Annotated in this window: 26 protein-coding genes and 1 other RNA gene; 12 read left to right on the plus strand and 15 right to left on the minus strand. The window is 68.4% G+C overall.

The annotated features are described in order from the left end of the window. Window positions 1–30: 30 nt before the first annotated feature. The 6 genes from WG902_RS09080 to WG902_RS09105 all read right to left on the minus strand — a co-directional run bounded on the left by WG902_RS09080 (window position 31) and on the right by WG902_RS09105 (window position 5450). Window positions 31–762, minus strand: a complete 732-nt coding sequence (locus WG902_RS09080; protein ID WP_340059699.1) for a pseudouridine synthase — start codon at window positions 760–762, stop codon at window positions 31–33. 93 nt (window positions 763–855) lie between these two features. Then, complete coding sequence (locus WG902_RS09085) at window positions 856–2037, minus strand: CaiB/BaiF CoA transferase family protein (protein WP_340059700.1); 1182 nt, start codon at window positions 2035–2037, stop codon at window positions 856–858. Beyond that, window positions 2037–3206 carry an acyl-CoA dehydrogenase family protein gene (locus tag WG902_RS09090; RefSeq protein ID WP_340059701.1) on the minus strand — a complete coding sequence of 390 codons (1170 nt, stop codon included), beginning with the start codon at window positions 3204–3206 and terminating at the stop codon, window positions 2037–2039. The genes WG902_RS09085 and WG902_RS09090 overlap by 1 nt, the downstream gene beginning before the upstream one ends. Window position 3207: 1 nt before the next feature. Next, complete coding sequence (locus tag WG902_RS09095) at window positions 3208–4089, minus strand: FAS1-like dehydratase domain-containing protein (protein ID WP_340059702.1); 882 nt, start codon at window positions 4087–4089, stop codon at window positions 3208–3210. A 9-nt stretch (window positions 4090–4098) separates the two neighbouring features. Continuing rightward, window positions 4099–4746: a 3-oxoacid CoA-transferase subunit B gene (locus tag WG902_RS09100; protein ID WP_340059703.1), complete on the minus strand. Its 648-nt coding sequence runs from the start codon at window positions 4744–4746 to the stop codon at window positions 4099–4101. A 2-nt stretch (window positions 4747–4748) separates the two neighbouring features. Beyond that, the gene (locus tag WG902_RS09105; protein WP_340059705.1) at window positions 4749–5450 is read right to left on the minus strand and encodes a 3-oxoacid CoA-transferase subunit A; all 702 of its coding nucleotides are present in this window, start codon (window positions 5448–5450) and stop codon (window positions 4749–4751) included. Window positions 5451–5574: 124 nt separating this feature from the next. On the opposite strand from WG902_RS09105, the gene WG902_RS09110 reads away from it, so the two are divergent. The 3 genes from WG902_RS09110 (at window position 5575) to WG902_RS09120 (ending at window position 7849) form a co-directional block, all read left to right on the plus strand. Then, window positions 5575–5994, plus strand: coding sequence for a phasin family protein (locus tag WG902_RS09110; protein ID WP_340059706.1), 420 nt, complete (start codon window positions 5575–5577; stop codon window positions 5992–5994). 138 nt (window positions 5995–6132) lie between these two features. Then, window positions 6133–6690, plus strand: coding sequence for a YSC84-related protein (locus tag WG902_RS09115; RefSeq protein WP_340059707.1), 558 nt, complete (start codon window positions 6133–6135; stop codon window positions 6688–6690). 121 nt (window positions 6691–6811) lie between these two features. Beyond that, window positions 6812–7849: a DMT family transporter gene (locus tag WG902_RS09120; protein ID WP_340059708.1), complete on the plus strand. Its 1038-nt coding sequence runs from the start codon at window positions 6812–6814 to the stop codon at window positions 7847–7849. A 7-nt stretch (window positions 7850–7856) separates the two neighbouring features. Here WG902_RS09120 and WG902_RS09125 read toward each other — a convergent pair whose 3' ends face one another. Beyond that, window positions 7857–9608: a PHA/PHB synthase family protein gene (locus WG902_RS09125; protein WP_340059710.1), complete on the minus strand. Its 1752-nt coding sequence runs from the start codon at window positions 9606–9608 to the stop codon at window positions 7857–7859. A 173-nt stretch (window positions 9609–9781) separates the two neighbouring features. Continuing rightward, window positions 9782–12292 carry a cation-translocating P-type ATPase gene (locus tag WG902_RS09130; RefSeq protein ID WP_340059711.1) on the minus strand — a complete coding sequence of 837 codons (2511 nt, stop codon included), beginning with the start codon at window positions 12290–12292 and terminating at the stop codon, window positions 9782–9784. A 185-nt stretch (window positions 12293–12477) separates the two neighbouring features. Here WG902_RS09130 and WG902_RS09135 point away from each other — a divergent pair, with 185 nt between their 5' ends. After that, entirely contained in the window at window positions 12478–12930 is a 453-nt protein-coding gene (locus WG902_RS09135; RefSeq protein WP_340059712.1) for a universal stress protein, read from the plus strand. 139 nt (window positions 12931–13069) lie between these two features. Then, window positions 13070–13927, plus strand: a complete 858-nt coding sequence (locus tag WG902_RS09140) for a formate/nitrite transporter family protein (RefSeq protein ID WP_340059713.1) — start codon at window positions 13070–13072, stop codon at window positions 13925–13927. A 180-nt stretch (window positions 13928–14107) separates the two neighbouring features. On the opposite strand, the gene WG902_RS09145 is transcribed toward WG902_RS09140, so the two are convergent. Next, window positions 14108–14299, minus strand: a complete 192-nt coding sequence (locus tag WG902_RS09145; protein WP_340059714.1) for a YgaP family membrane protein — start codon at window positions 14297–14299, stop codon at window positions 14108–14110. Between the two features lie 124 nt (window positions 14300–14423). Then, window positions 14424–15302 (minus strand): MBL fold metallo-hydrolase, encoded by an 879-nt coding sequence (locus tag WG902_RS09150; protein ID WP_340059715.1) that lies wholly within the window; start codon window positions 15300–15302, stop codon window positions 14424–14426. Window positions 15303–15375: 73 nt separating this feature from the next. Between WG902_RS09150 and WG902_RS09155 the strand changes: the two genes are divergently transcribed. Genes WG902_RS09155 through WG902_RS09165 form a run of 3 tightly spaced genes read left to right on the plus strand, consistent with a single transcriptional unit; the run spans window position 15376 to window position 16561 of the window. Then, window positions 15376–15693 (plus strand): ArsR/SmtB family transcription factor, encoded by a 318-nt coding sequence (locus WG902_RS09155; protein WP_340059716.1) that lies wholly within the window; start codon window positions 15376–15378, stop codon window positions 15691–15693. 2 nt (window positions 15694–15695) lie between these two features. Then, window positions 15696–16130: a YeeE/YedE family protein gene (locus WG902_RS09160; protein WP_340059717.1), complete on the plus strand. Its 435-nt coding sequence runs from the start codon at window positions 15696–15698 to the stop codon at window positions 16128–16130. Between the two features lie 11 nt (window positions 16131–16141). Continuing rightward, window positions 16142–16561 (plus strand): DUF6691 family protein, encoded by a 420-nt coding sequence (locus tag WG902_RS09165; RefSeq protein ID WP_340059718.1) that lies wholly within the window; start codon window positions 16142–16144, stop codon window positions 16559–16561. A gap of 64 nt (window positions 16562–16625) precedes the next feature. Here the strand turns inward: WG902_RS09165 and WG902_RS09170 are convergent, their stop codons facing one another. After that, a complete protein-coding gene (locus WG902_RS09170; RefSeq protein WP_340059719.1) occupies window positions 16626–17984 on the minus strand; it encodes an MBL fold metallo-hydrolase in 1359 nt (452 codons plus the stop codon). Between the two features lie 384 nt (window positions 17985–18368). On the opposite strand from WG902_RS09170, the gene kaiC reads away from it, so the two are divergent. The 4 genes from kaiC to WG902_RS09190 are packed head-to-tail and all read left to right on the plus strand — an operon-like array spanning window position 18369 to window position 22860. After that, on the plus strand, window positions 18369–20111 hold the full coding sequence (kaiC, locus tag WG902_RS09175) for a circadian clock protein KaiC (protein ID WP_340059720.1): 1743 nt from the start codon (window positions 18369–18371) through the stop codon (window positions 20109–20111). Then, the gene (locus WG902_RS09180; RefSeq protein WP_340059721.1) at window positions 20108–20428 is read left to right on the plus strand and encodes a circadian clock KaiB family protein; all 321 of its coding nucleotides are present in this window, start codon (window positions 20108–20110) and stop codon (window positions 20426–20428) included. Before kaiC ends, WG902_RS09180 begins: the two co-directional genes overlap by 4 nt. Before the next feature lie 9 nt (window positions 20429–20437). Then, window positions 20438–20752: a circadian clock KaiB family protein gene (locus WG902_RS09185; protein ID WP_340059722.1), complete on the plus strand. Its 315-nt coding sequence runs from the start codon at window positions 20438–20440 to the stop codon at window positions 20750–20752. A gap of 5 nt (window positions 20753–20757) precedes the next feature. Continuing rightward, complete coding sequence (locus WG902_RS09190; protein WP_340059724.1) at window positions 20758–22860, plus strand: PAS domain-containing hybrid sensor histidine kinase/response regulator; 2103 nt, start codon at window positions 20758–20760, stop codon at window positions 22858–22860. A gap of 59 nt (window positions 22861–22919) precedes the next feature. Here the strand turns inward: WG902_RS09190 and ssrA are convergent. From ssrA to ompA, 4 genes are all read right to left on the minus strand, one after another. Beyond that, window positions 22920–23293, minus strand: a transfer-messenger RNA (tmRNA) gene (ssrA, locus tag WG902_RS09195). Between the two features lie 13 nt (window positions 23294–23306). Beyond that, the gene (locus WG902_RS09200; RefSeq protein WP_340059725.1) at window positions 23307–23987 is read right to left on the minus strand and encodes an HAD-IA family hydrolase; all 681 of its coding nucleotides are present in this window, start codon (window positions 23985–23987) and stop codon (window positions 23307–23309) included. Continuing rightward, window positions 23984–24691, minus strand: coding sequence for a bifunctional 2-polyprenyl-6-hydroxyphenol methylase/3-demethylubiquinol 3-O-methyltransferase UbiG (gene ubiG, locus WG902_RS09205; protein WP_340059726.1), 708 nt, complete (start codon window positions 24689–24691; stop codon window positions 23984–23986). The genes WG902_RS09200 and ubiG overlap by 4 nt, the downstream gene beginning before the upstream one ends. A gap of 120 nt (window positions 24692–24811) precedes the next feature. Next, window positions 24812–25558, minus strand: coding sequence for an outer membrane protein OmpA (ompA, locus tag WG902_RS09210; RefSeq protein WP_340059727.1), 747 nt, complete (start codon window positions 25556–25558; stop codon window positions 24812–24814). Between the last annotated feature and the right edge of the window lie 76 nt (window positions 25559–25634).

Consider the following 25634-nt stretch of genomic DNA (forward strand, 5'->3'; position numbering starts at 1 on the left):
GCCGGGGCACCCATGGGTGGACGGTGGCCGCTATTGTCCCCGATCGGCGACCGCCACCAGTTGTTCCGGGGTGAGCCAGCGCCACTGGCCCGGCGCCTGGTCGTCAGGAAGCGCCAAACTGCCCATGCGGGACCGGTGCAGCGTGACGACCCGGTTGCCCACCGCCGCCAGCATCCGCTTGACCTGGTGGTACTTGCCTTCGGTCAAGGTCAGTCGCAAACCATGTTCGCCGGTAGCCTCGCACGCGGCCGCCTGCACCGGCCGCGGGTCGTCATCGAGCACCACGCCTGCCAGCAGCCGCGCGACCTGCTTCGCATCCACCGGATCGGCCGTGCCGACCTCGTACACCTTCGGCACGTGGTGCCTGGGCGAACTCATGCGATGGATGAAAGCGCCGTCGTCGCTCAGGAGCAGCATGCCCGTCGTGTCCTGGTCCAGCCGGCCGATGGCCTGCACGCCCGGCTGGCCGCCCTTGACGGGGCGCTGGCGCAGCGGCGCCGGCAACAGCGTGTAGATGCTGGGCCAGGCGGAAGGCTTTTGCGAGCATTCGTACCCGCCCGGCTTGTGCAGCACGAGGTAGGCCTTGGCGTGGTACTCCCATGACTTGCCTTCGACGGAGAAACGCAGGCCATCCGGTTCGAAGTCCGCTGCCGGATCGGTGACGGTCTCGCCGTTCACGGCCACCAGGCCGTTTTGCAGCAGGCCCGTGCACAGGCGGCGCGGGCCGAAGCCCTGGGAGTAGAGGATGTCCTGTAACTGCATGCGAGGGTGGATTGTGCAGGACGGGCGCAACGGCCCTGGTCGGGCATCCCCCTGACGGCCTCCGACGTGATTTTCGGTTGAAAGGCGCGCCCCTCAGATCGCCCCGGCGCCTCGCAGCGCCTGGATCTCGCTGTCGCCGCGCCCCAACTCCAGCAGGATGGCCTGCGTATGCTCGCCGACGGCCGGGATCGGATCCATCCGGTAGTCGAAGCTGCTGTTGACCCCGGGCGGCAGCAGCGCCTCGATCTCGCCGGCCGGTGAGCCGACTTGGCGGAAGCGCTCGCGCGCGCGCAATTGCGGATGCGACCACATGTCGCCCACGGTGTTGACGTGCGCATTGGCGATCTGCGCGTCTTCGAGGCGCGCGATGACCTGCTCCGCGCTCATCTCCCGGAACGCCGACAGGATGATCTCCTTCAAGGCGCCCCGGTTGGCATTGCGCTTGGCGTTGGCATCGAAGCGCGGGTCGGCGGCGAGTGCCGGCTGCACCAACACCTTTTCGCAGAACACCTTCCATTCGCGCTCGTTCTGCAACCCCAGCATCACCGTCTTGCCGTCGCCCGCCTCGAAAGGGCCATAGGGATAGATGGTCGCGTGCGACGCGCCACTTCGCGGCGGCGGCTCGGCGCCCTCGTACGCGTAGTACATGGGAAAGCCCATCCACTCGCCCAGCGACTCCAGCATCGAGACATCGACATGGGAGCCGCGTCCGGTCTTCTGCCGCTGCAGCAAGGCCGCCAGCACGCTGCTGTATGCGTACATGCCGGCGGCAATGTCGGCTATGGAGTTGCCCGACTTGCTCGGCTCCTGCGGCGTGCCCGTCACCGACAGGAAGCCGGCTTCGCTCTGGATCAACAGATCGTAGGCCTTCTTGTCGCGATAGGGGCCGTCGTTGCCGTAGCCGGACACGTCGCACACCACCAATCGCGGATGCAGTCCACTCAGTTGCGCGTAGCCGAGCCCCATGCGGGCCGCGGCGCCAGGGGCCAGGTTCTGCACCAGCACGTCGGCCCGCGCCAGCAGGTCCATCAGCACCCGCAAGGCCGCCGGCTGCTTGAGGTCCAGCGTCAGGCTTTCCTTCGACCGGTTCACCCAGACGAAATGCGATGACAGGCCGCTGGCCCGATCGTCGTAGGCGCGCGCGAAGTCGCCGCTGCCGGGACGCTCCACCTTGATCACGCGGGCGCCCAGGTCGGCAAGCTGCCGCGTACAGAACGGGGCCGCGATGGCGTGTTCGAGCGAGACGACCAGGATGCCGTCCAGTGGACGCGGCATCAAAAGCTCCTCGGCAGCCCCAGCAGGTGCTCGGCCACGTACGAATAGATCAGGTTGGTGGAGATCGGCGCCACCTGGTACAGGCGCGTTTCCCGGAACTTGCGCTCGACGTCGTATTCGTGCGCGAACCCGAAGCCGCCATGGGTCTGCAGGCACACGTTGCCCGCCTCCCACGAGGCCTTGGCCGCCAGGTACTTGGCCATGTTGGCTTCGCCGCCGCAGGGCTTGCCGGCGTCGAACAGCGCGCAGGCCTTGAAGCGCATCAGGTTGGCGGCTTCGGTCTCGATGTAGGCGTCGGCGATGGGGAACTGCACGCCCTGGTTCTGGCCGATCGGGCGGTTGAACACGACGCGTTCGCTGGCATAGCGGCGCGCCTTGTCGATGAACCAGTACGCGTCGCCGATGCATTCCGCCGCGATCAGCGTGCGCTCCGCGTTCAGCCCGGTCAGGATGTACTTGAAGCCCTGCCCTTCCTCGCCGATCAGGTTGTCGGCCGGGATCTCCAGGTTGTCGAAGAACACCTCGTTGGTCTCGTGGTTCACCATGTTCTGGATCGGCCGCACCGTCATGCCCTTGCCCAGCGCCTGGTGCAGGTCGACGATGAAGATGCTCATGCCATCGCTCTTCTTGCGCACATCGGCCAGCGGCGTGGTGCGCGCCAGCAGGATCATCAGGTCGGAGTGCTGGATGCGCGAGATCCACACCTTCTGGCCGTTCACGACGTAGCGATCGCCCTTGCGCACCGCGGTGGTCCTGAGCTGCGTGGTGTCGGTGCCGGTCGTGGGCTCCGTCACCGCCATCGACTGCAGCCGCAGCTTGCCGCTGGCGATGGCCGGCAGGTATTGCTGCTTTTGCCGGTCGGAGCCATGCCGCAGCACCGTGCCCATGTTGTACATCTGGCCGTGCAGCGCCCCCGCGTTGCCGCCGGAGTAGTTGACCTCTTCCATGATCACCGAGGCTTCGGCCAGGCCGAGCCCGGAGCCGCCGTATTCGGCGGGGATCAGCGCCGCCATCCAGCCCGCTTCGGTCAGCGCATCGACGAACGCTTCGGGATAGCCGCGGTCGTTGTCCACCTTCTGCCAGTAGGCAGAGTCGAAGCCGCGGCACATGGCGCGCAGGGCCTCGCGCATTTCCTGGTGCGCGTCGGGCGCGGGGATCTCGGTTTTCATGTCATTCGATCGTGGCGTCGGCCTGCATGGTGAGCCAGCCTTCGTGGTCCTGCGCCCACAAGCGGACGTTGCGGCCATCCGGCGAAGGCTGGCCGCGGACCCGGAAGGCATGCAGGTCGAAGGTAGGTCGCACGGCCTTGAAGCTGAAGCTGCGCAGCTTCGCCTGCGGCATTTCGCGGCGCAGCAGGTCGACCAGCAGCGTTGCGATCAGGGGGCCATGCACGACGAGGCCCGGGTAGCCCTCGACTTCGGTCACGTATTGGCGGTCGTAGTGGATGCGGTGCCCGTTGAACGTCAACGCGGAATAGCGGAACAGCAGCACGTCGTCGGGCACGATCTCGCGGCTCCACGCGGACTCGCCCGGGGCCGCCTGTGGCGGTGGAACCGCGTCGCCGGGCTGCGGCGGCGCCCGGTAGACGATGTCGTGCTCCTCGGTCACAGCCACGCCGCCCGCATTGCGCACCTCGTGACGCACCAGCACGAAGACCAGGTCGCCGGTGCGCCCCGCCTTGTGCGTGACGGAGACGATGCGGGAGTTGCGCTCGATCGCATCGCCCACCTGGAGCGGCGCATTCCACTGCAACCGGCCGCCCGCCCACATGCGGCGTGGCAACGGCACGGGGGGCAGGAAGCCGCCGAGGCGGGCGTGGCCGTCCGGGCCCAGCTCGCTCTGGCGATGCCGCGGCAGGAAGTAGAGCCAATGCCACAAGGGCGGCAGCGGCGTGCCCGGCGCGGGATCGGCGTCGTCGCGGTCGAGCGTGGCAGACAGGGCGCGGACCGGCGCCGGCGTCACGTCGTCGGTGAGCGCCTCGCTGCGCCCTTCCCATTCGCGCAAGCGCGCCAGCAGTCCGGGCGTGATGCGCGCGTTCGTGGCTTCAACCATGGCGCGTCCTCAGGCGGCGCGCAGCGGCAGCCCGACCAGCTTTTGCGCCTCCGCGAGCGTGAGGCCTTCGACCAGGTCGATCACGGCGAGGTGGTCACCGGCCGGCGCGAACGTGCCGTGGTCCGTGTACACGCGCTTGACGCAGGCCACGCCGGTCAGCGGATAACCGCACTGCGCCACGATCTTGCTCTGGCCCTCCTTGGTCAGCAGGTTCATGCTGATCCAGGTGCTGCGCGCGCCGACCGCCAGGTCCATCGCGCCGCCCACGGCGGGGATCGCGTCCTCTTCGCCGGTGTGCCAGTTGGCAAGATCGCCGGCCATGGAAACCTGGAAGGCGCCGAGCACCGAGATGTCGAGGTGGCCGCCGCGCATGATGGCGAAGCTGTCGGCGTGGTGCACGATCGAAGCGCCCTTCTGCAAGGTGACCGGCTGCTTGCCCGCGTTGATCAGGTCGTAATCCTCGCCGCCCTTCGCGGGCGCCGGCCCCATGCCGACGATGCCGTTCTCGGAGTGCAGCAGGATCTCCTTGTCCGCCGGCAGGTGGTTGGCCACCATGGTGGGCATGCCGATGCCCAGGTTGACCAGCGCGCCTTCGGGGATGTCCATGGCGATGCGCCGGGCGAGTTCGTCGCGCGTGCGCAGCTTGTAGTTCGGCATGTTCACTTCTCCTCGCGGATACCGCCCGACTGGGTGGGCACGTAGGGGATCTTCACGATCTTCTTGACGAAGATGCCCGGCGTGACGATGGTCTCCGGGTCCAGCTCGCCCAGTTCCACGATTTCGTGCACCGAGGCCACCGTGTGCTTCGCCGCCGTGGCGAACACCGGCCCGAAGTTGCGCGCGGCCAGCCGGTACGTGAGGTTGCCCCAGCGATCGCCGCGGTGTGCCTTGATCAGGGCGATGTCGCCGTGGATCGGGTACTCGAGCACGTAATCGCGGCCGCCGATGTTGCGCACTTCCTTGCCCTTGGCCAGCGGGGTGCCCACGCCGGTGGCCGTGTAGAAGGCGCCGATGCCGGCGCCAGCCGCCCTGCAGCGCTCGGCGATGTTGCCTTGCGGTACGAGCTCCAGCTCGAGCTTGCCGCTACGGTACAGCTCGTCGAAGACGAACGAGTCGGCCTGCCGCGGGAAGCTGCAGATGATCTTGCGCACACGGCCGAGCTGCAACAGCCGCGCCAGGCCGGTGGTGCCGTTGCCGGCGTTGTTGTTGACGATGGTGAAATCCTTGCCGCCGCGCTCGATCAGCCCGTCGATCAGGGCGTCGGGAATGCCGGCCGTGCCGAAACCGCCCACCAGGATGGTTGCGCCATCCTTCACTTCGCCAATCGCTTCCGCCACCGATTTCGCAATCTTGTCGATCATCCGTTCACCCCTGCGGCATTGTCGTCCACCGCCAGACTTCGAATATGCCACGCGCACACGCTGGCCCATTGGGCGTGCAAGTCGCACAATGGATCCGATGCGATCGCATCATGAAGGAGCAATCATGACGCTGAAGAGCAAGCCCGCGACCCCGTCCACCACCCCGGCAGCCGCCACCCCGGCGGCATGGAACTGGGGCACGCAATTGGCGCAACAGCAGTTTGCCGTGGGCACCGAAGGAACGGCCACCCTGGTCCGCGGCTTCGAAGCCATGCGCAGGATCCAGGCGCAGGCGACCCAGCAGGTTGTCCAGCGGCATGCCGCCGCCAACGGCCAGCTGGGCGCGTCGCCGCGCCCGGAAGACGCCCTTGCAGTACAGACCGAGCTGCTGCGCGCCGACCTGGAGGACGCCGCCCGATGCTGGCAGCAGTTGCTTGGCGAGGCGGTGGAAGTGGGCAATGAACTGCTGGCCTGCTCGACGCGCATGATCAACACCGAGGATGTCTTCGCCGCGGCGAAGCTGCTCCACCGACCCGGGGACTGAGTCGCGCGCCGGCGGTCAAGACCATAAGACCTAGGTCCCATTCAGATCCCCGCGCGGGCGTCTCACAATGCGCGTGCGGCTGTGGTGCTGCCACCCGCGTGTGCCCGTGTCCCTTCGTCATCGTCTCATGGAGGTCGCATGCAACGACGTCAATTACTCATCGGTGCGACGGCCGTGCTCGTCGGCGCCTCGGTCCGCGCGCAGGACCAGAAATCTTCCAGGCAGACCGAGGTCAAGGCCAAGGCCATGGAGGCTCTCCAGGACTTCTACAAGTCCGACCCCAAGCTCCAGGACATGGTCGCCAAGGCACCCGGCTACGCGGTGTTCACGACCTTCGGCCTGAGCTTCGGCCTGGGCGGGGCCGGCGGCAAGGGCATCGCGCACGACAACAAGACTTCGCAGGACACGTACATGAGCATTGCGCAGGCGAGCGCCGGCGTGCAGCTCGGTGCTTCCGGCACGCGTTATCTCTTCGTGTTCGAAACCCCGAAGGCACTGACCGATTTCGTCGACAAGGGCTGGGACGCGTCGGCCGGCGCCGCCGCGGGCGCCGGTACGGGCGGCAGCTCGGCCAACGTCAAGGCAGGGGCCGGCAACTTCACCGGCGGCAGGATGTACGCGCTGACCAAGTCAGGCCTGCAGGCGGGCGCCGCCGTGTCGGGCCTGAAGGCGTGGAAGGACAAGGACCTGAACTGAGGCAGCCACCGCAACCCGATCGGCTCCAGGCCTTGACCGCCCTTGCCGCACCGCAGGCGGGCGGCCTTGGCGTTGCAATGGCTGCCCACGGCCAGCATCGCCTGGCCCGCGTGCTGCGACGATGACCCCTGCCTCCGCCGGCGGCCTGCTCGCGCTGGTCGCCGCCACGCTCTTCGGCCTTTCCACGCCCTTGCTCCAGTTCCTCGGCAAGGGCGTGGGCCCCTTCACCACGGCTTGCCTGCTCTATGCGGGGGCGACCAGCGTTGGCGCGCTGCTGCGCAAGGGCGCCGGGCGCGAGGCCGCGCTCGCCCGATCCGACGTGCCGCGGCTGCTCCTCGTCGCCTTCTTCGGCGCGGTGATCGGCCCCGTCGCCTTGGCGTGGGGCTTGCAGCGGGCCAGCGGTGCGGGGGCCTCTCTCATGCTCACGCTCGAAGCCCTGTTCACCGCCGTGCTCGCGCGCTGGCTGTACCGCGAGACGATGGATCGACGCGTGTGGGCGGCCATGCTCTTGCTGCTTGGCGGAGGCGCCTTGCTGGCACTCGATCAAGCGGCCTCCGGCTCCGCCCAGCTGGCGGGACTGCTCGCCGTGCTCGTGGCCACGGCCGCCTGGGGCGCGGACAACACGGCTTCGCGCGCGCTCGCCGAGCGCGACCCCGGCCAGGTGGTGATGGCGAAGTGCGCCTTGGGCGCCTTCGCCACGTTCGCGCTGGCCCTGGCGTTCGGGGAGCCGCTCCCCGGCGTTCCTGCGGCCCTGGGCCTGCTCGCGATCGGGGCGACAGGCTACGGGCTGTCCCTGCGCTTTTACCTGCTGGCGCAGCGCAGCTTCGGCGCGGCCCGCACGGGATCGGTCTTCGCCTGCGCCCCCTTCATCGGAGCCTTGGGCGCCCTGGCCTTGGGCGACCGCTCGGGGGGCTGGCTCATGGCGGCGGCAGGGGGACTGATGGCACTGGGCGTGTGCCTGCACCTGTTGGAGCGCCACGGGCACGAACACGAACATGCGCGGATGGAGCACGAGCACGCCCACGATCACGCGGACGGGCATCACGGCCACGCGCATGATCCGATGCCGGCGGGCGTCCACAGCCACGCCCATGTCCACGAGCCGACCCAGCATGCGCATCCGCACGCGCCGGATGCGCACCACCAGCACCGGCACTGACATTCAACTACGGGACGAGCACATAGGCGCCCGGCGCCGGCACCACCTTGCCGGACAAGCGGACTTTCGTGACCGGCTTTGCCGGAACCGTTCCGGACGAGTGTCGACCCAGCCACTGACTCCAGCACGTCCACCAGGAGCCCCGCGCAGCGGCTGGCGCGCTGCCCAGCCAATCCTGCGCATCCAGCGGCGCCTCGTGCCGTGCGTGCGACGCATGCCGATAGGCCGCTTCTGCAAAAGCCAGGGGACCGTCGGCCGGACTGACGATGCCCACGTTGTGGCCGCCGGAGACCAGCACGAAGTCCGACGGCGCGCTCACCAGGGGCAGCACCTTGTACACCGAGCGCCAGGGCGAGACATGATCCCTCTCGGTGGCCACCACGAACAGCGGAACGCGGATGTCGCGCAAGCTCACCGTCTCGCCATGCACCGCGTACGTATTCTCGGCCAGGTGGTTCTCGAGATACAGGCGACGCAGGTATTCGCTGTGCATCCTTGCCGGCAAGCGCGTCGCGTCCGCGTTCCAGGCGCGCATGGGCGTCATCGGGGTCCGGGCTCCCATCAGGTACTCGTGGACCAGCTTGGACCAGACGAGGTCCTTCGAGTTGATCAGCTGGAACGCGCCCGCCATCTCGCGTCCGTCCAGGTAGCCGCGCTCCGCCATGAGGTCTTCCAGCAATGCGACCTGGCTTTCGTCCATGAACAGGCCCAGTTCGCCGGGCTCCTCGAAGTCCACCTGGGCCGCCAGCAGCGTGACCGTCCTGAGCACCGGGTCGCGCCGTTTTCCCAGCAGCGCGGCGGCCACGGCGAGCAGCGTGCCGCCCAGGCAGTAACCGGCGGCGTGCACCTGCGTTCCCGGCCTGATCCTGCGCACTTCAGCGAGGGCCTGCAACACGCCCGTCTCCACGTAGTCGTCGAGACCCAGGTTCCGATCGTCGGCGCCGGGGTTGCGCCACGAGATCATGAACACGGTATGCCCCTGCGACACGAGGTAGCGCACCAGCGAATCGTCGGGCGTGAGGTCGAGGATGTAGTACTTCATGATCCACGACGGCACGATCAGCAGCGGCTCCTTCTGCGCCCGTTCCGTGGCCGGCTCGTACTGGATCAATTCCATGAGGTGGTTGCGATGCACGACCTTGCCGGGGGTGAGCGCGACACCTTCGCCGGGCCGGAAGGCTTCGACCCCGCGCGGCGGCCCGCCTGCCGCAACGGCGATCGCGTCACGCCAGAAGTTGGCAAGGCCCGTGGCGAGGTTGGCGCCCCCGCTGGCGAGTGTCCCGCGGATCACCTCCGGATTCAATGCCGCGAAGTTGGACGGCGAGAGCATGTCCAGCCACTGCCGGACGGTGAAGGACGCCACTTCCTCGTGATGCCGGGACACGCCGCGCACGCCGCGGGTGGCTTCGTCCCACCACTGCTCCGTGAGCAGGAAGCCCTGGGCGAGCGTGGCAAAGAAGGGCAACTGCCAATCGCTTCTGGCAAAGCGCTTGTCGCCGGGCATCGGTTCCGCGCACGGCGCGCATGGGCCGGCCCAGGCCTGGCTGGCAAAGCGCAGCCACAGCAAGGACTTCTGCAGCGCGCTCGACGCGAGCTCCGATTGCCTGGAGGGTGAGACCAGCAGGTGGGTGAGCCAGTCTGCGTGGGCCATCGCCACGGAGGCGGGCGAGATCCCGTGCGCCGTGCGCGCCAGGGCGGTCTTCAGTGGCAGGTCGAGCGCTTGGGAATGAGGCTCATGGGACGCGACTTGCGTGTTCATGCGTCAGGGTCGGGCTGTGGCAGCCACTGGTCGAGCGATCCGACGGTCTGGTGGAAAGGACGCATGGGAATCTCCTGCAGGACGGAACAGGTGCCACAAGGTACACCTGCTGTCACGCTGCGCCTTGCGCTGCATCAAACGCAGCCCGCAGCGGCAAGCCGTCCGGCACCCCATCACCGCCGCTGTGACGTCGCGCGTCGTCCCGACAGCGCCGCCGCAGCCAGGACTGCGGCGCCGGCGCCCGCCAGGGCGGCCAGCAAACCGGCGACCGGTGGCACGCCGAACTGCAACAGCCCGCGCAGCGGCGGCCAGGCGATGGCCGCAACCAGCGCGAGCGCCGCGCCCGCGCTGACCAGCCACAGCGCCTTCCGGGCGGGCTGTCGCCGGTGGTGGGGACCGGTATTCACCCACACGAGCAGCAGGTTCCCGGCGGTCAGCCCCACGACAGCCAGCGTGCGGGCCTGCGCCGCATCGAGTGTCCGCAAGCCCGCAACGTAGACCACCAGGATGGCGGCCAGCAACAGGACGCCCTCGGCCAGGCCCTGGTACAGCGTGGCGCGGCCCAGCAGGTCCTCGCGCGGCGGCCGGGGCGGTCGCCGCATGATGTCGCCGCGCTCCGCCACGCCTTCGAAGGCAAAAGAACACATGGGATCCACCACCATCTCGGTCAACACCACGTGCGCCGGCAACAACACAGGTGGCAGGCCAAAGAGCAGCGGCAGCAGCGCCAGCCCGGCAATGGGCACGTGGATGGCCACGATGTAGGTCATGGCGTGGCGCAGGTTGTCGAAGGTGCGGCGGCCCGTGCGCACGCCTTCGACGATGCGCGTCACGTTCTCGTCCAGCAGCACAAGGCCGGCCGCCTCGCGCGCGACGTCGGTGCCGCGCCTGCCCATGGCAATGCCGACGTGCGCCGCCTTCAGCGCCGGCGCGTCGTTCACGCCATCGCCTGTCATGGCCACTGTTTCCCCGTTGGCCTGCAGGGCCTGCACCAGCGCGAGCTTCTGCTGCGGCAGCACCCGCGCGAACACCCGCGTCTGCCGTACCGCTTCACGCAGCGCCTGCGTGTCCATGCGGGCCAGCTGCCCTCCGGTCAGGGCGCCGGCTTGGGTGTCGATGCCCGCCTGGCGGGCGATGGCCAGCGCGGTGGCCGCATGGTCCCCCGTGATCATCACGACCGCGATGCCCGCCGCGCGCGCGACCTGCAGCGCCTGCGGGACATCGGCGCGCAGGGGATCCTCGAAACCCACGAGGCCCACCAGCGTGAAGTCGTAGCCGGCCTGGCTGGATGGCAGCGGCCCCTCGCCGGCAGGGGAGCGCGCCACCGCCAGCACGCGCAGGCCCTGGCCCGCCAGCGCTTCGACCTGCACCAGCAGCGCCGCGCGGGCGCGCGCATCGAGGTGGCACAGGCCGGCGATCGCCTCGGCCGCCCCTTTCGCCGCAATTTCCTGTTGGCCGTCCGGACGCCGCCAGACCTGCGCCATGGCCGGAAGCTCGGGCGTGAGTGCATATTCCTGGCGCAAGCTCCAGCCCTGGTGAAGCCGGTCCGCAGGGAGCGCAGCGTCGCCGCTGGCCAGCAGCGCCACGTCCAGCGGGTCGACGCTGCCACGGCGCGAGGCCAGCACGCCATATTCGAGCAGCGCTTGCACGGAACCGGGCAGGAAGGAATCCGTGGCGAAATCCACATCGGCGTCGCTGGTGACCAGCCGGCGCAGCTGCTGCCGGTTTTCGGTGAGCGTGCCGGTCTTGTCCACGCACAGGAACGTGATGGCGCCGAGCGCCTCGATCACCGCCGGCCGGCGCGCCAGCACCTGCAGGCGCGCCATGCGCCATGCGGCCAGCCCGATGAAAATGGTCAGGACCATCGGGATTTCCTCCGGCAGCATGGCCATGGCGAAGGCCAGCGCGGACAGGAGCCCCTGCAGCCAGTCCTGCCGCACCACCCCATGCCAAAGCACCAGCAGCGCGCTGAGCGCCAGTGCCACCCAGCCGAACTGCCGGACCAGGCGGCCCAGCTGCACTTGCAGTGGGGTGGACTGCGTGTCGATGCCGGCCAAGGACGCGCCGATGCGGCCCATCTGCGTGCCGCCTCCCGTCTGCGTGACTTCGGCGACGCCGTGGCCTCCCACGACGAGGGTTCCAGCGAAGACATGAGGGGAGTCGTCGCCGCCCGGGATCGGTGCAGGCTGCGCCGGCGTGTCCGCACGCTTGCGCACGGGCAGCGATTCACCGGTGAGCAGGGACTCATCCACCTGCAGGGCGTTCGCCTCGCGCAGCACCGCGTCCGCGGCGATGCGCTCGCCCTCCGCGAGCAGCATCACGTCGCCGGGCACCACCTCCACGCTCGCGACCCGGTGGATGCCGCCGTCCCGCAGCACACGCACATGGCGCACGGCCAGCGCGTTCAGCGCCTGCAGGGCCCGCTCCCCCCGGTACTGCTGCAGCAGGACCAGTCCCACGGAAAGCACCGCGAAGCACGCCAGCAGGAGGCCTTCGCCGAGATTGCCGATCACGAGATAGACGCCCGCGGCGGCGAGCAGCAGCAGGAACATCGGCTCCGCCGCGATGCCGGCGAGCACGCGGCGGATGCCATGGTCTTCGGCGTCCGCCGAGGCGTTGGGTCCGAAGCGGCGCAGCCGGGCCTGCGCCTCGGCCGTCGTCAATCCCTGGGAGACGCTGTCCATGACGGTCGACTCTAGGCGGCGACGCCGAGCGGCGGTTGACATGCATCAAGCGGCGGATCAGCATCCTGCCTGCAGTGGCGGCCAAGGGCCGGATCACGGGACACCGGCCGCGATTGATCTTGCGCAAGCCACGTTCGCGAATAGGCTCCTAACATTTGCATTCCTCACACCGAAAGGAGCGCGCCATGTTCCATCGCATCCTCATCCCCGTCGACGGCAGCCCGACCTCGGGCAAGGCCCTCGTCACCGCCCTCCAGCTGGCGCGCGAGAGCGGCGGGCGCGTGCGGCTGGTGCATTCTTTCGACGAACTCGCGTACATGAGCGGCTTCGAATACAGCGCGGACGTGCTCCAGGAGTGCCGCGGCTATGCCGAAAAGGTGCTTCAGGAGGGCCTGGACATCGCACGGGCCGCGGGCGTACCCGCGGATACGAAGCTCATGGAAGCGCCCGGCCAGCGCTTGGGCGACCAGGTCGCCGAAGAGGCGCGGCGCTTCGAAGCGGACCTGATCGTCGTGGGCACCCATGGCAGGCGTGGCATCGGACGCGTGCTCCTGGGCAGTGGGGCGGAGCAGGTCATCCGCCAGGCCCCCGTGCCGGTGCTTTCCATCCGCGGCGAGGAGCAGCAGAAGCCGCGGTGAACATGGCCCCGCGGCGCCGAAGCTGACGCACGGGCTTCGGCTGCCGCTGGTCATGCCGGCTGGCCCGGCCTCAAGGCAGCCAGGCAGCTGGCCCGCTGCATCCTGTCCTGACAGACGCAGGTACGAAGCCACGGTAACGATGACCACCGAAATCTACGGGTCCGATGCCTACTCGCCGAGCGAAGTCGCGCGCCGCATCGAAACGGTCGGCGTCGCCAAGGCGCAGATGGCGCTGCTTCCGCTGGCGATGCTCGGCGTGCTGGCCGGAGCCTTCATCGGCCTCGGGGCGATGCTGTCCGTCATCGTCCGTTCGGATGCCAGCCTGGGACTTGCCGCGTCGCAGCTGGTCTCCGGCCTGGTGTTCTCTCTCGGACTGCTTCTGGTGGTGGTGGCGGGCGCCGAGCTTTTCACCGGCAACAACCTGCTGGCGATGGCCTGGGCGGACCGAAAGATCACCTCCGCCCAGGTGTTGCGCAACTGGGTGGTGGTGTGCGCAGCCAATTTCGTGGGCGCGGCAGGCCTTGCGCTGCTCGTCGACCTGAGCGGGCATACCGGCATGGGGGCGGGCGCGGTCGGGCGGACCGTGGTGCGCATCGCGCTGGCCAAGCAGGACCTGCCCTGGCAGGAAGCCTTCTTCCGCGCAGTGATGTGCAACGTCCTGGTCTGCATGGCGGTCTGGATGGCGATGGCCGGGCGCAGCGTCACCGACAAGGCTGTCGCGGTGGTCTTTCCGATCACCGCGTTCGTGGCCGCAGGTTTCGAACACAGCATCGCCAACATGTACCTGATGCCGCTGGCGATGCTGGTGCAGTCCGGCAGCGGGCCTGGGGCCGGCACACCGGTCGTCACGTTGGCAGGGATGGGCGCGAACCTTGCCATCGTGATCGCCGGCAACCTGCTCGGAGGCAGCGTGCTGGTGGGACTGGCCTACCACGTGATCTATCGCAGCAAGGCAGGAGGTCCTCCTCCGGACCGGGCCGGCGGACCATCCGCTTGAGCGGCATCAGCGCGCACGCCGCCTCGCCCCTTCCCGTCCACCTGCATCCCCGCGCGGTGCGCGGCGCTTCGCCTGGCGCCTCGGCATCGCGCGCTGAGCGCAGTCGCTGCCTTGGCAGGCCCCTGGCCTGGTGCCCATCGCGACGCGGGCGCCAGGCAAGCGCGGCGATCCCGAACTCCCCTATGGCTTCACGCCGCAGGTGTTGATGCCGAGCATCGAGTACAACGGGCAGAACCCGAAGGCGCCCGTGGCCAGCGGCACGATGCCGATCCAGCCCCACGCGCCCACGATGCCCGTCATGGCCAGGCCGATGAGGACGAGCCCCACCATCGCTCTGAGCATGCGATCCACATTGCCGGTGTTTGCAGTCATGTTGGCCCTTTCAACAATCGAGACTTGGGGCGCCGGCGCCCTTTGGCACCCGCCCGACTGCCAATGTGGAACGCGCCGCGGCTTCGTGGTTGATCCATGTCAAACGGACCGCATCGCATCGCGTTCAGCGCACTCGCCGGCGCAGCGCGTTCACCGGGATCCGCAGGTAAGCGATGCCGTTGTCGTCGGCCGGCGGCAGTTGCCCGCCCCTCACGTTCACCTGGATCGACGGCAGGATCAGCGCAGGCATCTCGAGGGTGGCGTCACGCCGGCGCCGCATTTCCACGAACGCCTCCTCGGTGACGCCGTCACGCACATGGATGTTCCTTTGCCGCTGTTCGGCCACACTGGTCTCCCACCCGGGCGCGCGGCTGCCGGGCGGATAGTCGTGGCAGACGAACACCCGCGTGGCGGGCGGCAGCTCCAGCAGCCGCCGGATCGAGCGATACAGCTGGCGCGCATCACCGCCGGGAAAGTCGGCGCGCGCGGTGCCCACGTCCGGCATGAAGAGCGTGTCGCCCACGAACACAGCGTCGTCCACCAGGTACGCCATGTCGGCCGGCGTGTGCCCCGGCACCAGCAGCGCCGTCACTTCCAGCTCGCCGATGCGGAACCGCTCGCCATCCTTGAACAGATGGTCGAACTGGCTGCCATCCGGCAGGAAGGTGCGCTCCAGGTTGTACAGCTTGCGAAAGACGTCCTGCACCTCCGTGATGTTTTGGCCGATCGCAACGCGGCCGCCGACGCGCTCCTGCAGATGGCGCGCCGCGGACAGATGGTCGGCGTGCGCGTGCGTCTCGAGGATCCAGTCGACCTCCAGCGCCTCCCGACCCAGATAGGCGAGCACCTCGTCAGCCGACCTGGTGCTGGTTTCGCCTGACTTGAAGTCATAGTCCAGGACCGGGTCGATGATGGCGGCGCGTCCGGTGGCCGGGTCGGACACCACATAGCTGACGGTTCCGGTGCCGGCGTCGAAGAAAGGCTGGATGCGGGGGCGGGTCATCGAGGCTCCTTGAAAATCTGCCGCCATATTATGTTCTTGGATATAATATTTTCAAGTAGTTCAAGACCGATCCATGCCGCGAAACCAGAAGATCGATCCCGGACGCCTGCGGGCGGCCGCCGCCGATGCCGTGTCGGCCCTGAAGGTGCTGGCCAACCAGGAGCGCCTGCTGCTCCTGTGCCAGCTGTCGCAGGGCGAGATGTGCGTCGGTGACCTCGAGGAGGAACTGGACATCCACCAGCCCACGCTTTCGCAGCAGCTCGGCGTCTTGCGCAACCAGGGCGTCGTCGCCACCCGCAAGGAGGGCAAGAACGTCTTCTACAGCGTGGCGGATCCGGCGCTGCTGGAAGTCCTGGCCCTCGTCTACAAGCTCTACTGCCCCAAGGAGTGACCATGAACATCGCCTGGAGCACGTTCACACCCTGGCATGCCGCCGCCGGCGGCATCGCGATCGGCCTGGCGGCCGCCATCTTCGTGCTGTTCAACGGCCGCATCGCCGGCATCAGCGGCATCCTGGGTGGTTTGCTGCGTCCGCAGCGCGGCGACATCGGCTGGCGCATCGCATTCGTGATCGGGCTGTTGGATGCGCCGCTGTTGTATTCAGCGTTCGCCAGCCTGCCGCGCCCTGACATCGACGCCAGCTACGGTGCCCTCGTGGCCGCCGGCCTGTTGGTTGGCGTGGGCACCCGCTACGGCGCCGGCTGCACCAGCGGTCACGGCGTTTGCGGCATCTCCCGGCTGTCCCCGCGGTCGCTGGTCGCCACCGCGGCTTTCATGGGGGCCGGTTTCGCCACGGTCTTCGTGGCCCGCCACGTGCTGGGCGCTTGAGGAGGTTCACGATGGCAATGTTTCTTTCGCTGGCCGCCGGACTGCTGTTCGGCCTCGGCCTCATCGTCTCGGGGATGTCGAACCCCGCCAAGGTGCTCGGGTTCCTCGACCTCGCGGGGGAATGGGACCCGTCGCTCGCCTTCGTGATGGCCGGGGCGATAGCCGTCGGCGTGCTCGCCTTCGGCGTCGCGCGCAAGCGCACGGTCTCGCTCCTCGGACTGCCGATGAAGCTCCCCGCTTCGGGACGGGTGGACCGCCGCCTCGTGCTGGGCAGCCTGTTGTTCGGCATCGGCTGGGGCGTGGCGGGCTTCTGCCCTGGCCCGGCGGTGGTGGCGCTCGGAATGGGCGAGCTGAAGGCGATCATCTTTGTCGCTGCCATGCTCGCGGGGATGGGTGTGTTCGAACTGCTGGAGCGTCGCGGCGGAGGCTGACCCGTGCGGGCCACAGGCACTCTCCGGTTATCCCGGTTGCCGGTGCCCTGGCCCATGTTGCGCGTCATGCCAGCTCCACGGCCTGCCGGTGTTCCGGCACCGTCGTCGGCCAACGGAATTTCTCCTCGATAGCCAGCCGCAGCCTGTCGGCCGCCACCGGTTCCCCATGCGTCACGAACACCCGCTGTGGCGCGCGCGGCAGTTTGCCGATCCAGGCGAGCAGTTCGTTGCGATCGGCATGGGCCGAGATCGAACCCAGGCTGGCCACCTCGGCGCGCACGGGGACGTATTCGCCGTGGATCTTGACCTCTTGCGCACCGGCCACCAGCGCGGCGCCGCGGGTTCCCGCTGCCTGGTAGCCCGCCAGCAGGATGGTGTTGCGGTGGTCCGGCGCAAAGGCCTTCAGGTGGTGCACCACGCGTCCGCCGGTCGCCATGCCGCTGGCGGAAATGATCACTGCCGGCACCCGCAGCTCGTTGAGCTTCTCGGACTCCTCCACCGAATTCACCACCCGCGCGGCCGTGCACATCGCGCGACATTGCTCCGCGTCCAGTCGATGCTTCGCGCGGTGGCGCTGGTAGATCTCGGTCGTATCTGCCGCCATGGGGCTGTTGAGGAACACGGGCAGGTCCGGAATGCGACGGTCGCGCTTCAGGGTGGCCACCAGGTAGAGCAAGGCCTGCGCACGCCCGACCGCGAACGCCGGAATCACCACGATGCCGCCCCTTGCCGCCGTCCTGTTGATCACTTCGGCCAGCGCGGTGGCCGGGTCGCTTTCCTCGTGCACACGATCGCCGTAGGTCGACTCGATGACGACGAAATCCGCGGCGGGCGGTGGCTCCGGTGGCCGCATGAGGATGTCGTCGTCGCGCCCGAGATCGCCGGAGAAGAGCAGGGAGCCGCCGCTCCATGCAACGTGCACACTGGCCGCGCCCAGGATGTGCCCGGCCAGGCTGAAGCGCATCCTGACGCCGGGGATGGGCTCGAATTCCTCCGCGAAATCGCGTGGACGGAACAGGCGCAGTGCCTTGCGCGCCTGGTCCTCGGTGTACAGCGGGAGCGCCGGGTGGTGCCTGGAGAATCGGTGCCGGTTGGCATAGAGCGCATCCTCCTCCTGGAGGTGTCCGGAGTCGGGCAGAAGCAGCACGCACAGATCACGCGTGGCCTGCGTCGCGTAGACCGGCCCGCGGAATCCCTGGCGCGCCAGCGCCGGCAGGTATCCGCTGTGATCGATGTGCGCATGCGTGAGTACCACTGCATCGATCTTGTCGGCTGCCAGCGGGAACGGCTCCCAGTTGCGCAGGCGCAGCTGCTTGAGCCCCTGGAACAGGCCGCAGTCCACCAGCACCTGGCGGCCGTCATGTTCCAGGAGGTACTTGGATCCGGTGACGGTGCCCGCGGCACCAAGGAAGGTGATTCGCATCGTTCTTGTCCCATCAGCCGCCGAAGCAGCAGGTATACGGCGAACTGTCCAACGTTGGCCATGGGATCCCGCCGGGCGGATCGCGCAGTCGCATGCCATCCGTCCAGCCAGCCTCCTGTGTTCTCGTTGCGAAGCTCAGCGATTCGACAGTGTTCGCAGCGCCAGCGGTAGGGCGATGTGGGTGTCGGCGCCCCAGTCCTGACGCCGGTGTTGCCCAGCCAGGCCTGGGGGCCCCAGGATGAGATTCCGGCGGTTTAGAATCTTTGGAGGGCGTATTGTGGTGGTCGTGATACGCACATGTTCGACACATGTCGGCCACCTGGTGCGGCTGCGCGTTTCGGCCGGATTCCTCCCTCGTTTTGCCACCTCAATTCAAGCCCGACAATGGCAAGACCGTCCCGCGTCCCCCCCGCTGCCCCGCTGACCCTCCCCAAGACGCCGACCGGCATCGCCGGTCTCGATGAGATCACGGAGGGCGGGCTGCCCCGGGGGCGCCCTACCCTGGTGTGCGGCGCGGCCGGTTGCGGCAAGACCATGCTGTCGGCGGAATTCATCGTCCGCGGAGCGACCGAGTTCGGCGAGCCGGGCGTCTTCATGATGTTCGAGGAAAACGAACAGGAGCTCGTGGCCAACATGCGGTCGCTGGGCTTCGACCTGGAAAAACTGCGCCTGCAGAAGAAAGTTGCACTCGATTACGTTCGCGTCGAGCGCAGCGAGATCGAGGAAACCGGCGAATACGACCTGGAAGGCCTGTTCATCCGGCTCGGCCATGCCATCGACTCCATCGGCGCCAAGCGCGTGGTGCTCGACACGATCGAGGCCCTGTTCGCCAGCCTGCCCAACCAGGCGATCCTGCGCGCGGAATTGCGCCGCCTGTTCCGCTGGCTCAAGGACAAGGGCGTCACCGCCATCATCACCGGCGAGCGCGGCGAGACCTCCCTCACCCGCTACGGGCTGGAGGAATACGTGGCCGACTGCGTGATCCTGCTGGACCACCGCATCGTCGACCAGGTGTCCACGCGCCGCATGCGCGTCGTCAAGTACCGCGGCTCGTCCCACGGCACCAACGAGTACCCCTTCCTGATCGGGCCGAAGGGGCTGTCGGTCCTGCCCATCACGTCGCTGCGCCTGGACCACCAGGTGTCCGAGAAGCGGGTGTCCACCGGCATCCCCGGCCTGGACGACATGTTCGGCGGCAAGGGTGTCTACAGCGGCAGCAGCGTGCTGGTCTCCGGCGCGCCCGGCACCGGCAAGAGCAGCGTGTCCGCCAGCTTCATCGACGCCGCCTGCAGCCGAGGCGAGCGCGCCCTGCTGTTCGCGTACGAGGAATCGGAAAGCCAGCTGATGCGCAACATGCGCTCCATCGGCATCGACCTGACGCCCTGGGTGCGCAAGGGGCTGCTGCAGATCCACGCTTCGCGCCCCACGCTGCATGGGCTGGAGCAGCATCTGGTCTCCATGTACGACCTGGTGCGCAGTTTCAAGCCCTCGGTGGTGGTGGTCGACCCGATCAGCAACCTCAGCTCCAACGACAACGACGCGGGCCTGAAGCTCACCTTGATGCGGCTGATCGACTTCCTCAAGCAGGAAGGCGTCACCGCGCTGTTCACCAGCCTGACGGCCGACACCACCGCCACGATCGCGGCGTCCGAGGTGGGCGTCTCGTCGCTGATGGACAGCTGGCTGCTGCTGACCAACCTGGCCTACAACGGCGAGCGCACGCGCACGCTGCAGGTGCTGAAATCCCGCGGCATGCGCCATTCGAACCAGGTCCGCGAGTTCGTCTTCACGGACCACGGGGTGGACCTGGTGGACGTGTACCTGTCCGGCGAGCGGGTCCTGACCGGGACGGCCCGGATGGCGCAGGAAGCCCAGGAACGGGCGGCCAGCGAACTGCGCACCCGCGACCACGACCGCCGCCTGCGGGACCTGGCGAACCGCCGCAAGGCCCTCGATGCCCAGATCGCCTCCCTCAACGCGGAAGCGGACGAGCGGGCCGGCGACGTGCGCTTCGCGATCGAGCGCGAGCGTTTCGAGGCCGCCGGCGTCGCCGAACGCGCCAAGGAGATCGCGCGGACGGTCAGTAACGGGGGCGACGGTCCCCGGGGCAGGAAGGGCAAGCGATGAACAAGGTGCGTTCGATCAAGGGCGCGGCCGCAGCCGGCAAGCCGGAGTGGCAGCTGAGGCTGTACGTGGCCGGCAGCACCCCGCGCTCGGTGGCCGCCCTCGAGAACCTCCAGCAACTGTGTGAAACGCACCTGGCGGGGCGGTACTCGATCGAGATCGTCGACCTGCTCGTCCACCCGCAACTGGCCGCCGGCGACCAGATCCTCGCGGTGCCGACGTTGGTGCGCAAGTTCCCCGAGCCGATCCGCAAGATCATCGGCGACCTGTCGAACGAAGAGAAGGTCCTGGTGGGGCTCGATGTCCAGCCGGCGCGCTAGGGCCTTGCCATGAAGTTGCACCCGCCGCCCAGCACCGGCCAGCCTCCCGCCGAACTCGAACTGCGGCTTTACGTGACGGAGGCCGCCCCCTCCTCGGCGCGGGCCATCGTCAACACGCGCGCCTTCTGCGAGGCGCTGGTGCCCGGTCGCTACCAGCTGGAGATCCTGAGCATCGCCGAGCACGTGGACCAGGCCGCACGCGACCAGGTGGTCGCCGCGCCCACGCTGCTGCGCATGCGGCCCCTGCCGATGCGCCGCTTCGTCGGCGACATGTCGAATCCCGAACGCCTGCTGCATGGGCTGGGACTGGCGCGCAAGGAATAGCGGCCATGCAACGCCCCGCCTCCCGAGACGAAGCCGATGGCGACGGCGACGCCCTGGCGCGCCTGCAGGCGGAACACGCCGAGCTGGTCATCCGCCTGCACGAGGCCGAGGAAACGCTGTCGGCCATCCGCAAGGGGGAAGTGGACGCCCTGATCGTGGGCGAGGACGTCTACACGCTGGACTCGTCGAACGCGGCGGCCAACAGCCTGCGCCAGGACGTGCTGGCGCAGATGCAGGACGCCGTGCTGGCATTCGACCTGGACGACCACATCATCTTCATGAACGCGGCGGCCGAACGCCAGTACGGGCTGCCCATGTCGGCGGCGCTCGGACGCCACAAGAGCGAAATCCTGCAGGAACACCGGCCGGACGGGACTGCGCCGTCCCCGGTCAGGGAGCGCCTGCGCGAGCGCAATGCGCTGCGCGAAAACCTGGTGCACCGGATGCCCGGCGGCGAGGAAGCCAACGTGGAAATCACGGCGTCCCTGCTGCGGGACGCGGCGGGCCGCAACCGGGGCGTGCTGTACGTCATCCGCGACATCGACGACCGCGTGCGGGCGGAGCGTTCGCTGGCGGCCACCGCCGTGCGCCTGGAGCAGCAGCAGCGGCAGTTCTCCACGCTCGTAGAGAACTCCCCGGACATCTTCGCCCGGATGGACCGCGAGCACCGGCACCTGTACGTGAGCCCGGTGGTGACCCGCTACACCGGCCGCCCCGCGACTGACTTCGTGGGCCGGACCAACCAGGAGCTGGGCATGCCGGCGGAGCTTTGCCGGCTCTGGGACGAGGCGCTCGACGAGGTGTTCGCGCACCGGGAAGTGGGGCAGCTCAAGTTCGCATTCACCGACCGCGACGGCAATGCCGCGGTGTTCCACTGCCGGATGATCCCGGAATTGAACGCCGCCGGCGAGATCGAATCCGTGCTGTCCATCGCCGTCGACGTCACGGAACAGGAGAAGGTGGATGCGGCCCTGAAGGACAGCCAGGCGCGCCTGCAGGAAGCCGACAGCCGCAAGGACGAGTTCCTGGCCACGCTGGCGCACGAGCTGCGCAATCCCCTCGCGCCCATCCGCAACGCACTGCAGATGATGCGCCTGACGCCCGCGGCCGAGGTCCATGCGAACGCCCGCAGCATCATCGACCGCCAGCTCAGGCAGATGGTGCACCTGGTGGACGACCTGCTGGACGTCAGCCGCATCAGCCGCGGCAAGATGGAACTGCGCCGCGAGGTGGCGGACATCACCCGCATCGTCCAGGCCGCGGTGGAAACCAGCCGGCCGCTGATCGAAGCCGGTCGCCATCACCTGGCCGTGCAGCTTCCTGCGCCAGGGACGCTGATGGTGCAGGCCGACGTCACGCGTTTGTGCCAGGTGGTGGCCAACCTGCTGAACAACGCGGCGAAGTACACGCCCGAAGGCGGACGCATCGAAGTCTCCGCCGCCGCGCTGGACGACCATGCGGTGGTCACCGTCCGGGACAACGGCATCGGCATTCCCCCGCAAATGTTGCCGCACATCTTCGAGATGTTCACGCAGGTCGAACGCGGTGCGGGGCGCTCGCAGGGCGGCCTGGGCATCGGGCTGGCGCTGGTCCGGCAGCTGCTCGACCTGCACGGCGGGGACATCTCCGCGCACAGCGACGGGCCGGACCGGGGTTCGACCTTCACCATGCGCGTCCCGCTCAGCCACCAGCCAGCGGCGCCGGCGCGCGAGGCGCCCCGGTCGCATCCGCAGCCGCCGGAGGATTTCCGGGTGCTGGTGGTGGACGACAACGTCGACAGCGCCGCCTCCATGGCCACCTTGCTCGAGATGCTGGGCTACCGCACGGCGATCGCCAACGACGGGCAGCAGGCCCTGGCGCAGGCCGACAGCTTCCGGCCGCGGGTGGCGATCCTCGACATCGGCCTGCCGCACTTGACCGGCCACCAGGTCGCCCAGGAGATCCGCGCCCGTCCCTGGGGCGGCGACGTGCTGCTCATCGCCTTGAGCGGCTGGGGGCAGGAAGCGGACAAGGAGAAGTCCCGGCGGGCCGGTTTCGACCGGCATTTCGCCAAGCCGGTGGACCTGGCCGAGCTGCTGAAACTGGTGGCGACCGCGCACGACCGGTGACGCGGCGTCGGGGCGGCGAAAAGGCCGTCCCCCCCGCGGAGGACGGCCTTGCCGTGTGGTGGTGGAGCTGGCGGGAATTGAACCCGCGTCCGCAAGCCTTCAACGAACAGTTCTACATGCTTAGCGATCTGTTTTGGATCTCGCCGGGCGGATCGCGCAGTCGCACGCTATCCGTCCAGCCAGCACCCTATTTTCTCGCCCTCCCCCAAGGTACCCGAAGGAAGGCCAGCCAATGTAGATAACCTTGCAGCTAGGGGATTGCTCCCTTTGCCCAGCCCATCGGCCGACTGTTGCAAGGCTCACCGCTGATTAGGCGGCGAGGGCGTACGAAGAATCGTTCGCAGTTGGTTTGTTTCAGATGGATTTACGAGGTGACTGATCCTCGACATGCCCTGCTGCGCGTCCGAACCCACGTCGAAACCGGTGCAGCCCCAGGAAGACCTATCTTACGCCACCCGCTTGAAATTCAAGAGCGGCAACAGGGCCAGCGGCGTGGCGATATGGGTATCGGCGCCCCAGCTGCGCACATCGGTGTTGCCGAGGTAGCCGTAAGTCGCGGCCACGGTGGCCATGCCCGCTGCGCGGCCGGCCTGCACGTCGCGTACGTCGTCACCCACGTAGACGCACTGGATCGGCTTCACGCTGAGCTGGCGCGCCGCCTCGAGCAGGGGCGCGGGGTGCGGCTTGGAGTGCGGCGTCGAGTCGCCGCCCACCACCGCGCGCGCCGATGCGAACAGCGGCATGCCCTTGGTCAGCGGGGTCGTGAAGCGCATCGACTTGTTGGTGACCACGCCCCAGGGAATGTTCCGGTCCACCAGGGAAGCGATCAACTGGGCCACGCCGTCGAATACCAGCGTGCGCTGGTTCATGCAGCCCTCATAGTTGCGGAAGAACTCCTCGCGCAGCGCCGGGAACTCGGCGTGGTCCGGCCCGATGCCGAAGGCGATGCCCAGCATGCCGCGCGCGCCCGCGCCCGCCATCGGCCGGTAAAGCTCCAGCGGCAGCGACGACAGGCCGCGGTCCGTGCGCATCTTGTCGGCGGCAGCGGCCAGGTCCGGCGCGCTGTCGATCAGCGTGCCGTCCAGGTCGAACAGGACGGCCTTGACCGAGTTGAAGTTCGTCTTCACAGCTTGCGGGCCGCAGCCAGGTAGTTGACGCTGGTGTCCCCCGACAGCCAGTAGCGGCGGGAGAACGGGTTGTATTCCATCCCCCGGGTCTGCTGCAGGTCCAGCCGGGCCAGCCGGCACCAGGACGCCAGCTCGCTCGGGCGGATGAATTTCAGGTATTCGTGGGTTCCCTTGGGCAGCAGGTTCAACACGTACTCCGCGCCGACGATGGCGAACAGGAAGGACTTGGAATTGCGGTTGATGGTGGAGAAGAACACCCAGCCGCCCGGCTTGACCAGGGTGGCGCAGGCCTGCACCACCGACTCCGGCCGCGGCACGTGCTCCAGCATCTCCATGCAGGTCACCACGTCGAAGCTGCCCGGCTGCTCCGCCGCCAGCGCCTCGGCGCTGGTCTCGCGGTATTCCACGTTCGGGGTGCCGGCCTCCAGGGCGTGCAGCTGCGCCACGCGGATGGACCTGGTGCCCAGGTCGATGCCCAGCACGTTGGCACCCTTGCGGGCCATGGCATCGGACAGGATGCCGCCGCCGCAGCCGATGTCGGCAACGCGCTTGCCCGCCAGTCCCGCGACGCCGTCGATCCAGCCCAGCCGCAGCGGGTTGATCTGGTGCAAGGGCCCGAACTCGCTGTCCGGGTCCCACCAGCGGTGGGCCACCTCGGAGAACTTGGCCAGTTCCGCGGGATCGGCGTTGAGGGTGTCGTTCATGGCTGGGCCAGATTGTGGCTGGGATAGCTCGTCACGAAATGAAAAAAGGCCCGCGCGAGCGGGCCTTTTTTCGTAGCTGCGGAAAAGGCCCGCTTCCGCGGGCCTTTTTTGCACCATCGATCAGCGGTTGGCGCGCGTGCCGACCACTTCGATTTCCACGCGGCGGTTCTTCGCGCGGCCTTCGGAGGTCTTGTTGTCGGCCACAGGCTGCTTCTCGCCCTTGCCTTCGGTGTACACGCGGTTCTTCTCGATGCCCTTGGTCACCAGGTAGGCCTTGACGGCTTCGGCGCGGCGCACCGACAGGCTCTGGTTGTAGGAGTCATTGCCGACGGCGTCGGTGTGGCCCACGGCGATGATCACTTCGAGGTTGATGCCCTGGATCTTGCCGACCAGGTCGTCCAGCTTGGCGCGGCCTTCGGGCTTGAGCACGGACTTGTCGAAGTCGAAGAACGCGTCGGCCGCGTAGGTCACCTTGGTCGCGGCGGGCGGCTGGGGAGCCGGGGCCGGAGCAGGCGGACGGGCAGCCGGAGCCGCCGGGGCAGCAGCGGGAGGAGCCGGGCGGGCTGCCGGAGCGGGAGCGGGAGCGGGAGCCGCCGCAGCGCGAACCAGGGCGCCGTCGCAGCCGACGGCCGCGGTGGCAGGCGTCCAGTTGGCATCGCGCCAGCAAAGTTCATTGGTGCCGTTGCGCCAGACGTACTGGCCGGTACCGTTCTGCCAGTTGTCGATCACGGTGCCACCGTTGGCAGCCTGGACGCGGCCAGGCTCAGCGGCGCCGCCGGGCGTCGGCATGACGGGTCGCATAGAGCCGCAGCCTGCAAGCACTGCGGTTGAAACGCACAGCAGCGCTACTTTATTCAGTTTCTTCATGGTTCTCCTCTTGGGGAAAAGTCGCAGCTGCGCTGCGTCAAGACTACGTCCTTAGTGACCAATTCACCAGTTACGT

It is taken from the genome of Ramlibacter sp. PS3R-8 (assembly GCF_037572435.1).
Taxonomy (GTDB): domain Bacteria; phylum Pseudomonadota; class Gammaproteobacteria; order Burkholderiales; family Burkholderiaceae_C; genus Ramlibacter.

Coding starts and splice junctions, on each gene's coding strand:
- WG902_RS09105 (WP_340059705.1), bottom strand. CDS start 5,450: ATGATCGACAAGATTGCGAAATCGGTGGCGGAAGCGATTGGCGAAGTG.
- WG902_RS09085 (WP_340059700.1), bottom strand. CDS start 2,037: ATGCCGCGTCCACTGGACGGCATCCTGGTCGTCTCGCTCGAACACGCC.
- ompA (WP_340059727.1), bottom strand. CDS start 25,558: ATGAAGAAACTGAATAAAGTAGCGCTGCTGTGCGTTTCAACCGCAGTG.
- WG902_RS09140 (WP_340059713.1), top strand. CDS start 13,070: ATGACCACCGAAATCTACGGGTCCGATGCCTACTCGCCGAGCGAAGTC.
- WG902_RS09180 (WP_340059721.1), top strand. CDS start 20,108: ATGAACAAGGTGCGTTCGATCAAGGGCGCGGCCGCAGCCGGCAAGCCG.
- WG902_RS09165 (WP_340059718.1), top strand. CDS start 16,142: ATGGCAATGTTTCTTTCGCTGGCCGCCGGACTGCTGTTCGGCCTCGGC.
- WG902_RS09110 (WP_340059706.1), top strand. CDS start 5,575: ATGACGCTGAAGAGCAAGCCCGCGACCCCGTCCACCACCCCGGCAGCC.
- WG902_RS09190 (WP_340059724.1), top strand. CDS start 20,758: ATGCAACGCCCCGCCTCCCGAGACGAAGCCGATGGCGACGGCGACGCC.
- WG902_RS09145 (WP_340059714.1), bottom strand. CDS start 14,299: ATGACTGCAAACACCGGCAATGTGGATCGCATGCTCAGAGCGATGGTG.
- WG902_RS09150 (WP_340059715.1), bottom strand. CDS start 15,302: ATGACCCGCCCCCGCATCCAGCCTTTCTTCGACGCCGGCACCGGAACC.
- WG902_RS09090 (WP_340059701.1), bottom strand. CDS start 3,206: ATGAAAACCGAGATCCCCGCGCCCGACGCGCACCAGGAAATGCGCGAG.
- kaiC (WP_340059720.1), top strand. CDS start 18,369: ATGGCAAGACCGTCCCGCGTCCCCCCCGCTGCCCCGCTGACCCTCCCC.
- WG902_RS09125 (WP_340059710.1), bottom strand. CDS start 9,608: ATGAACACGCAAGTCGCGTCCCATGAGCCTCATTCCCAAGCGCTCGAC.
- WG902_RS09080 (WP_340059699.1), bottom strand. CDS start 762: ATGCAGTTACAGGACATCCTCTACTCCCAGGGCTTCGGCCCGCGCCGC.
- WG902_RS09120 (WP_340059708.1), top strand. CDS start 6,812: ATGACCCCTGCCTCCGCCGGCGGCCTGCTCGCGCTGGTCGCCGCCACG.
- ubiG (WP_340059726.1), bottom strand. CDS start 24,691: ATGAACGACACCCTCAACGCCGATCCCGCGGAACTGGCCAAGTTCTCC.
- WG902_RS09185 (WP_340059722.1), top strand. CDS start 20,438: ATGAAGTTGCACCCGCCGCCCAGCACCGGCCAGCCTCCCGCCGAACTC.
- WG902_RS09095 (WP_340059702.1), bottom strand. CDS start 4,089: ATGGTTGAAGCCACGAACGCGCGCATCACGCCCGGACTGCTGGCGCGC.
- WG902_RS09115 (WP_340059707.1), top strand. CDS start 6,133: ATGCAACGACGTCAATTACTCATCGGTGCGACGGCCGTGCTCGTCGGC.
- WG902_RS09100 (WP_340059703.1), bottom strand. CDS start 4,746: ATGCCGAACTACAAGCTGCGCACGCGCGACGAACTCGCCCGGCGCATC.
- WG902_RS09155 (WP_340059716.1), top strand. CDS start 15,376: ATGCCGCGAAACCAGAAGATCGATCCCGGACGCCTGCGGGCGGCCGCC.
- WG902_RS09135 (WP_340059712.1), top strand. CDS start 12,478: ATGTTCCATCGCATCCTCATCCCCGTCGACGGCAGCCCGACCTCGGGC.
- WG902_RS09170 (WP_340059719.1), bottom strand. CDS start 17,984: ATGCGAATCACCTTCCTTGGTGCCGCGGGCACCGTCACCGGATCCAAG.
- WG902_RS09160 (WP_340059717.1), top strand. CDS start 15,696: ATGAACATCGCCTGGAGCACGTTCACACCCTGGCATGCCGCCGCCGGC.
- WG902_RS09130 (WP_340059711.1), bottom strand. CDS start 12,292: ATGGACAGCGTCTCCCAGGGATTGACGACGGCCGAGGCGCAGGCCCGG.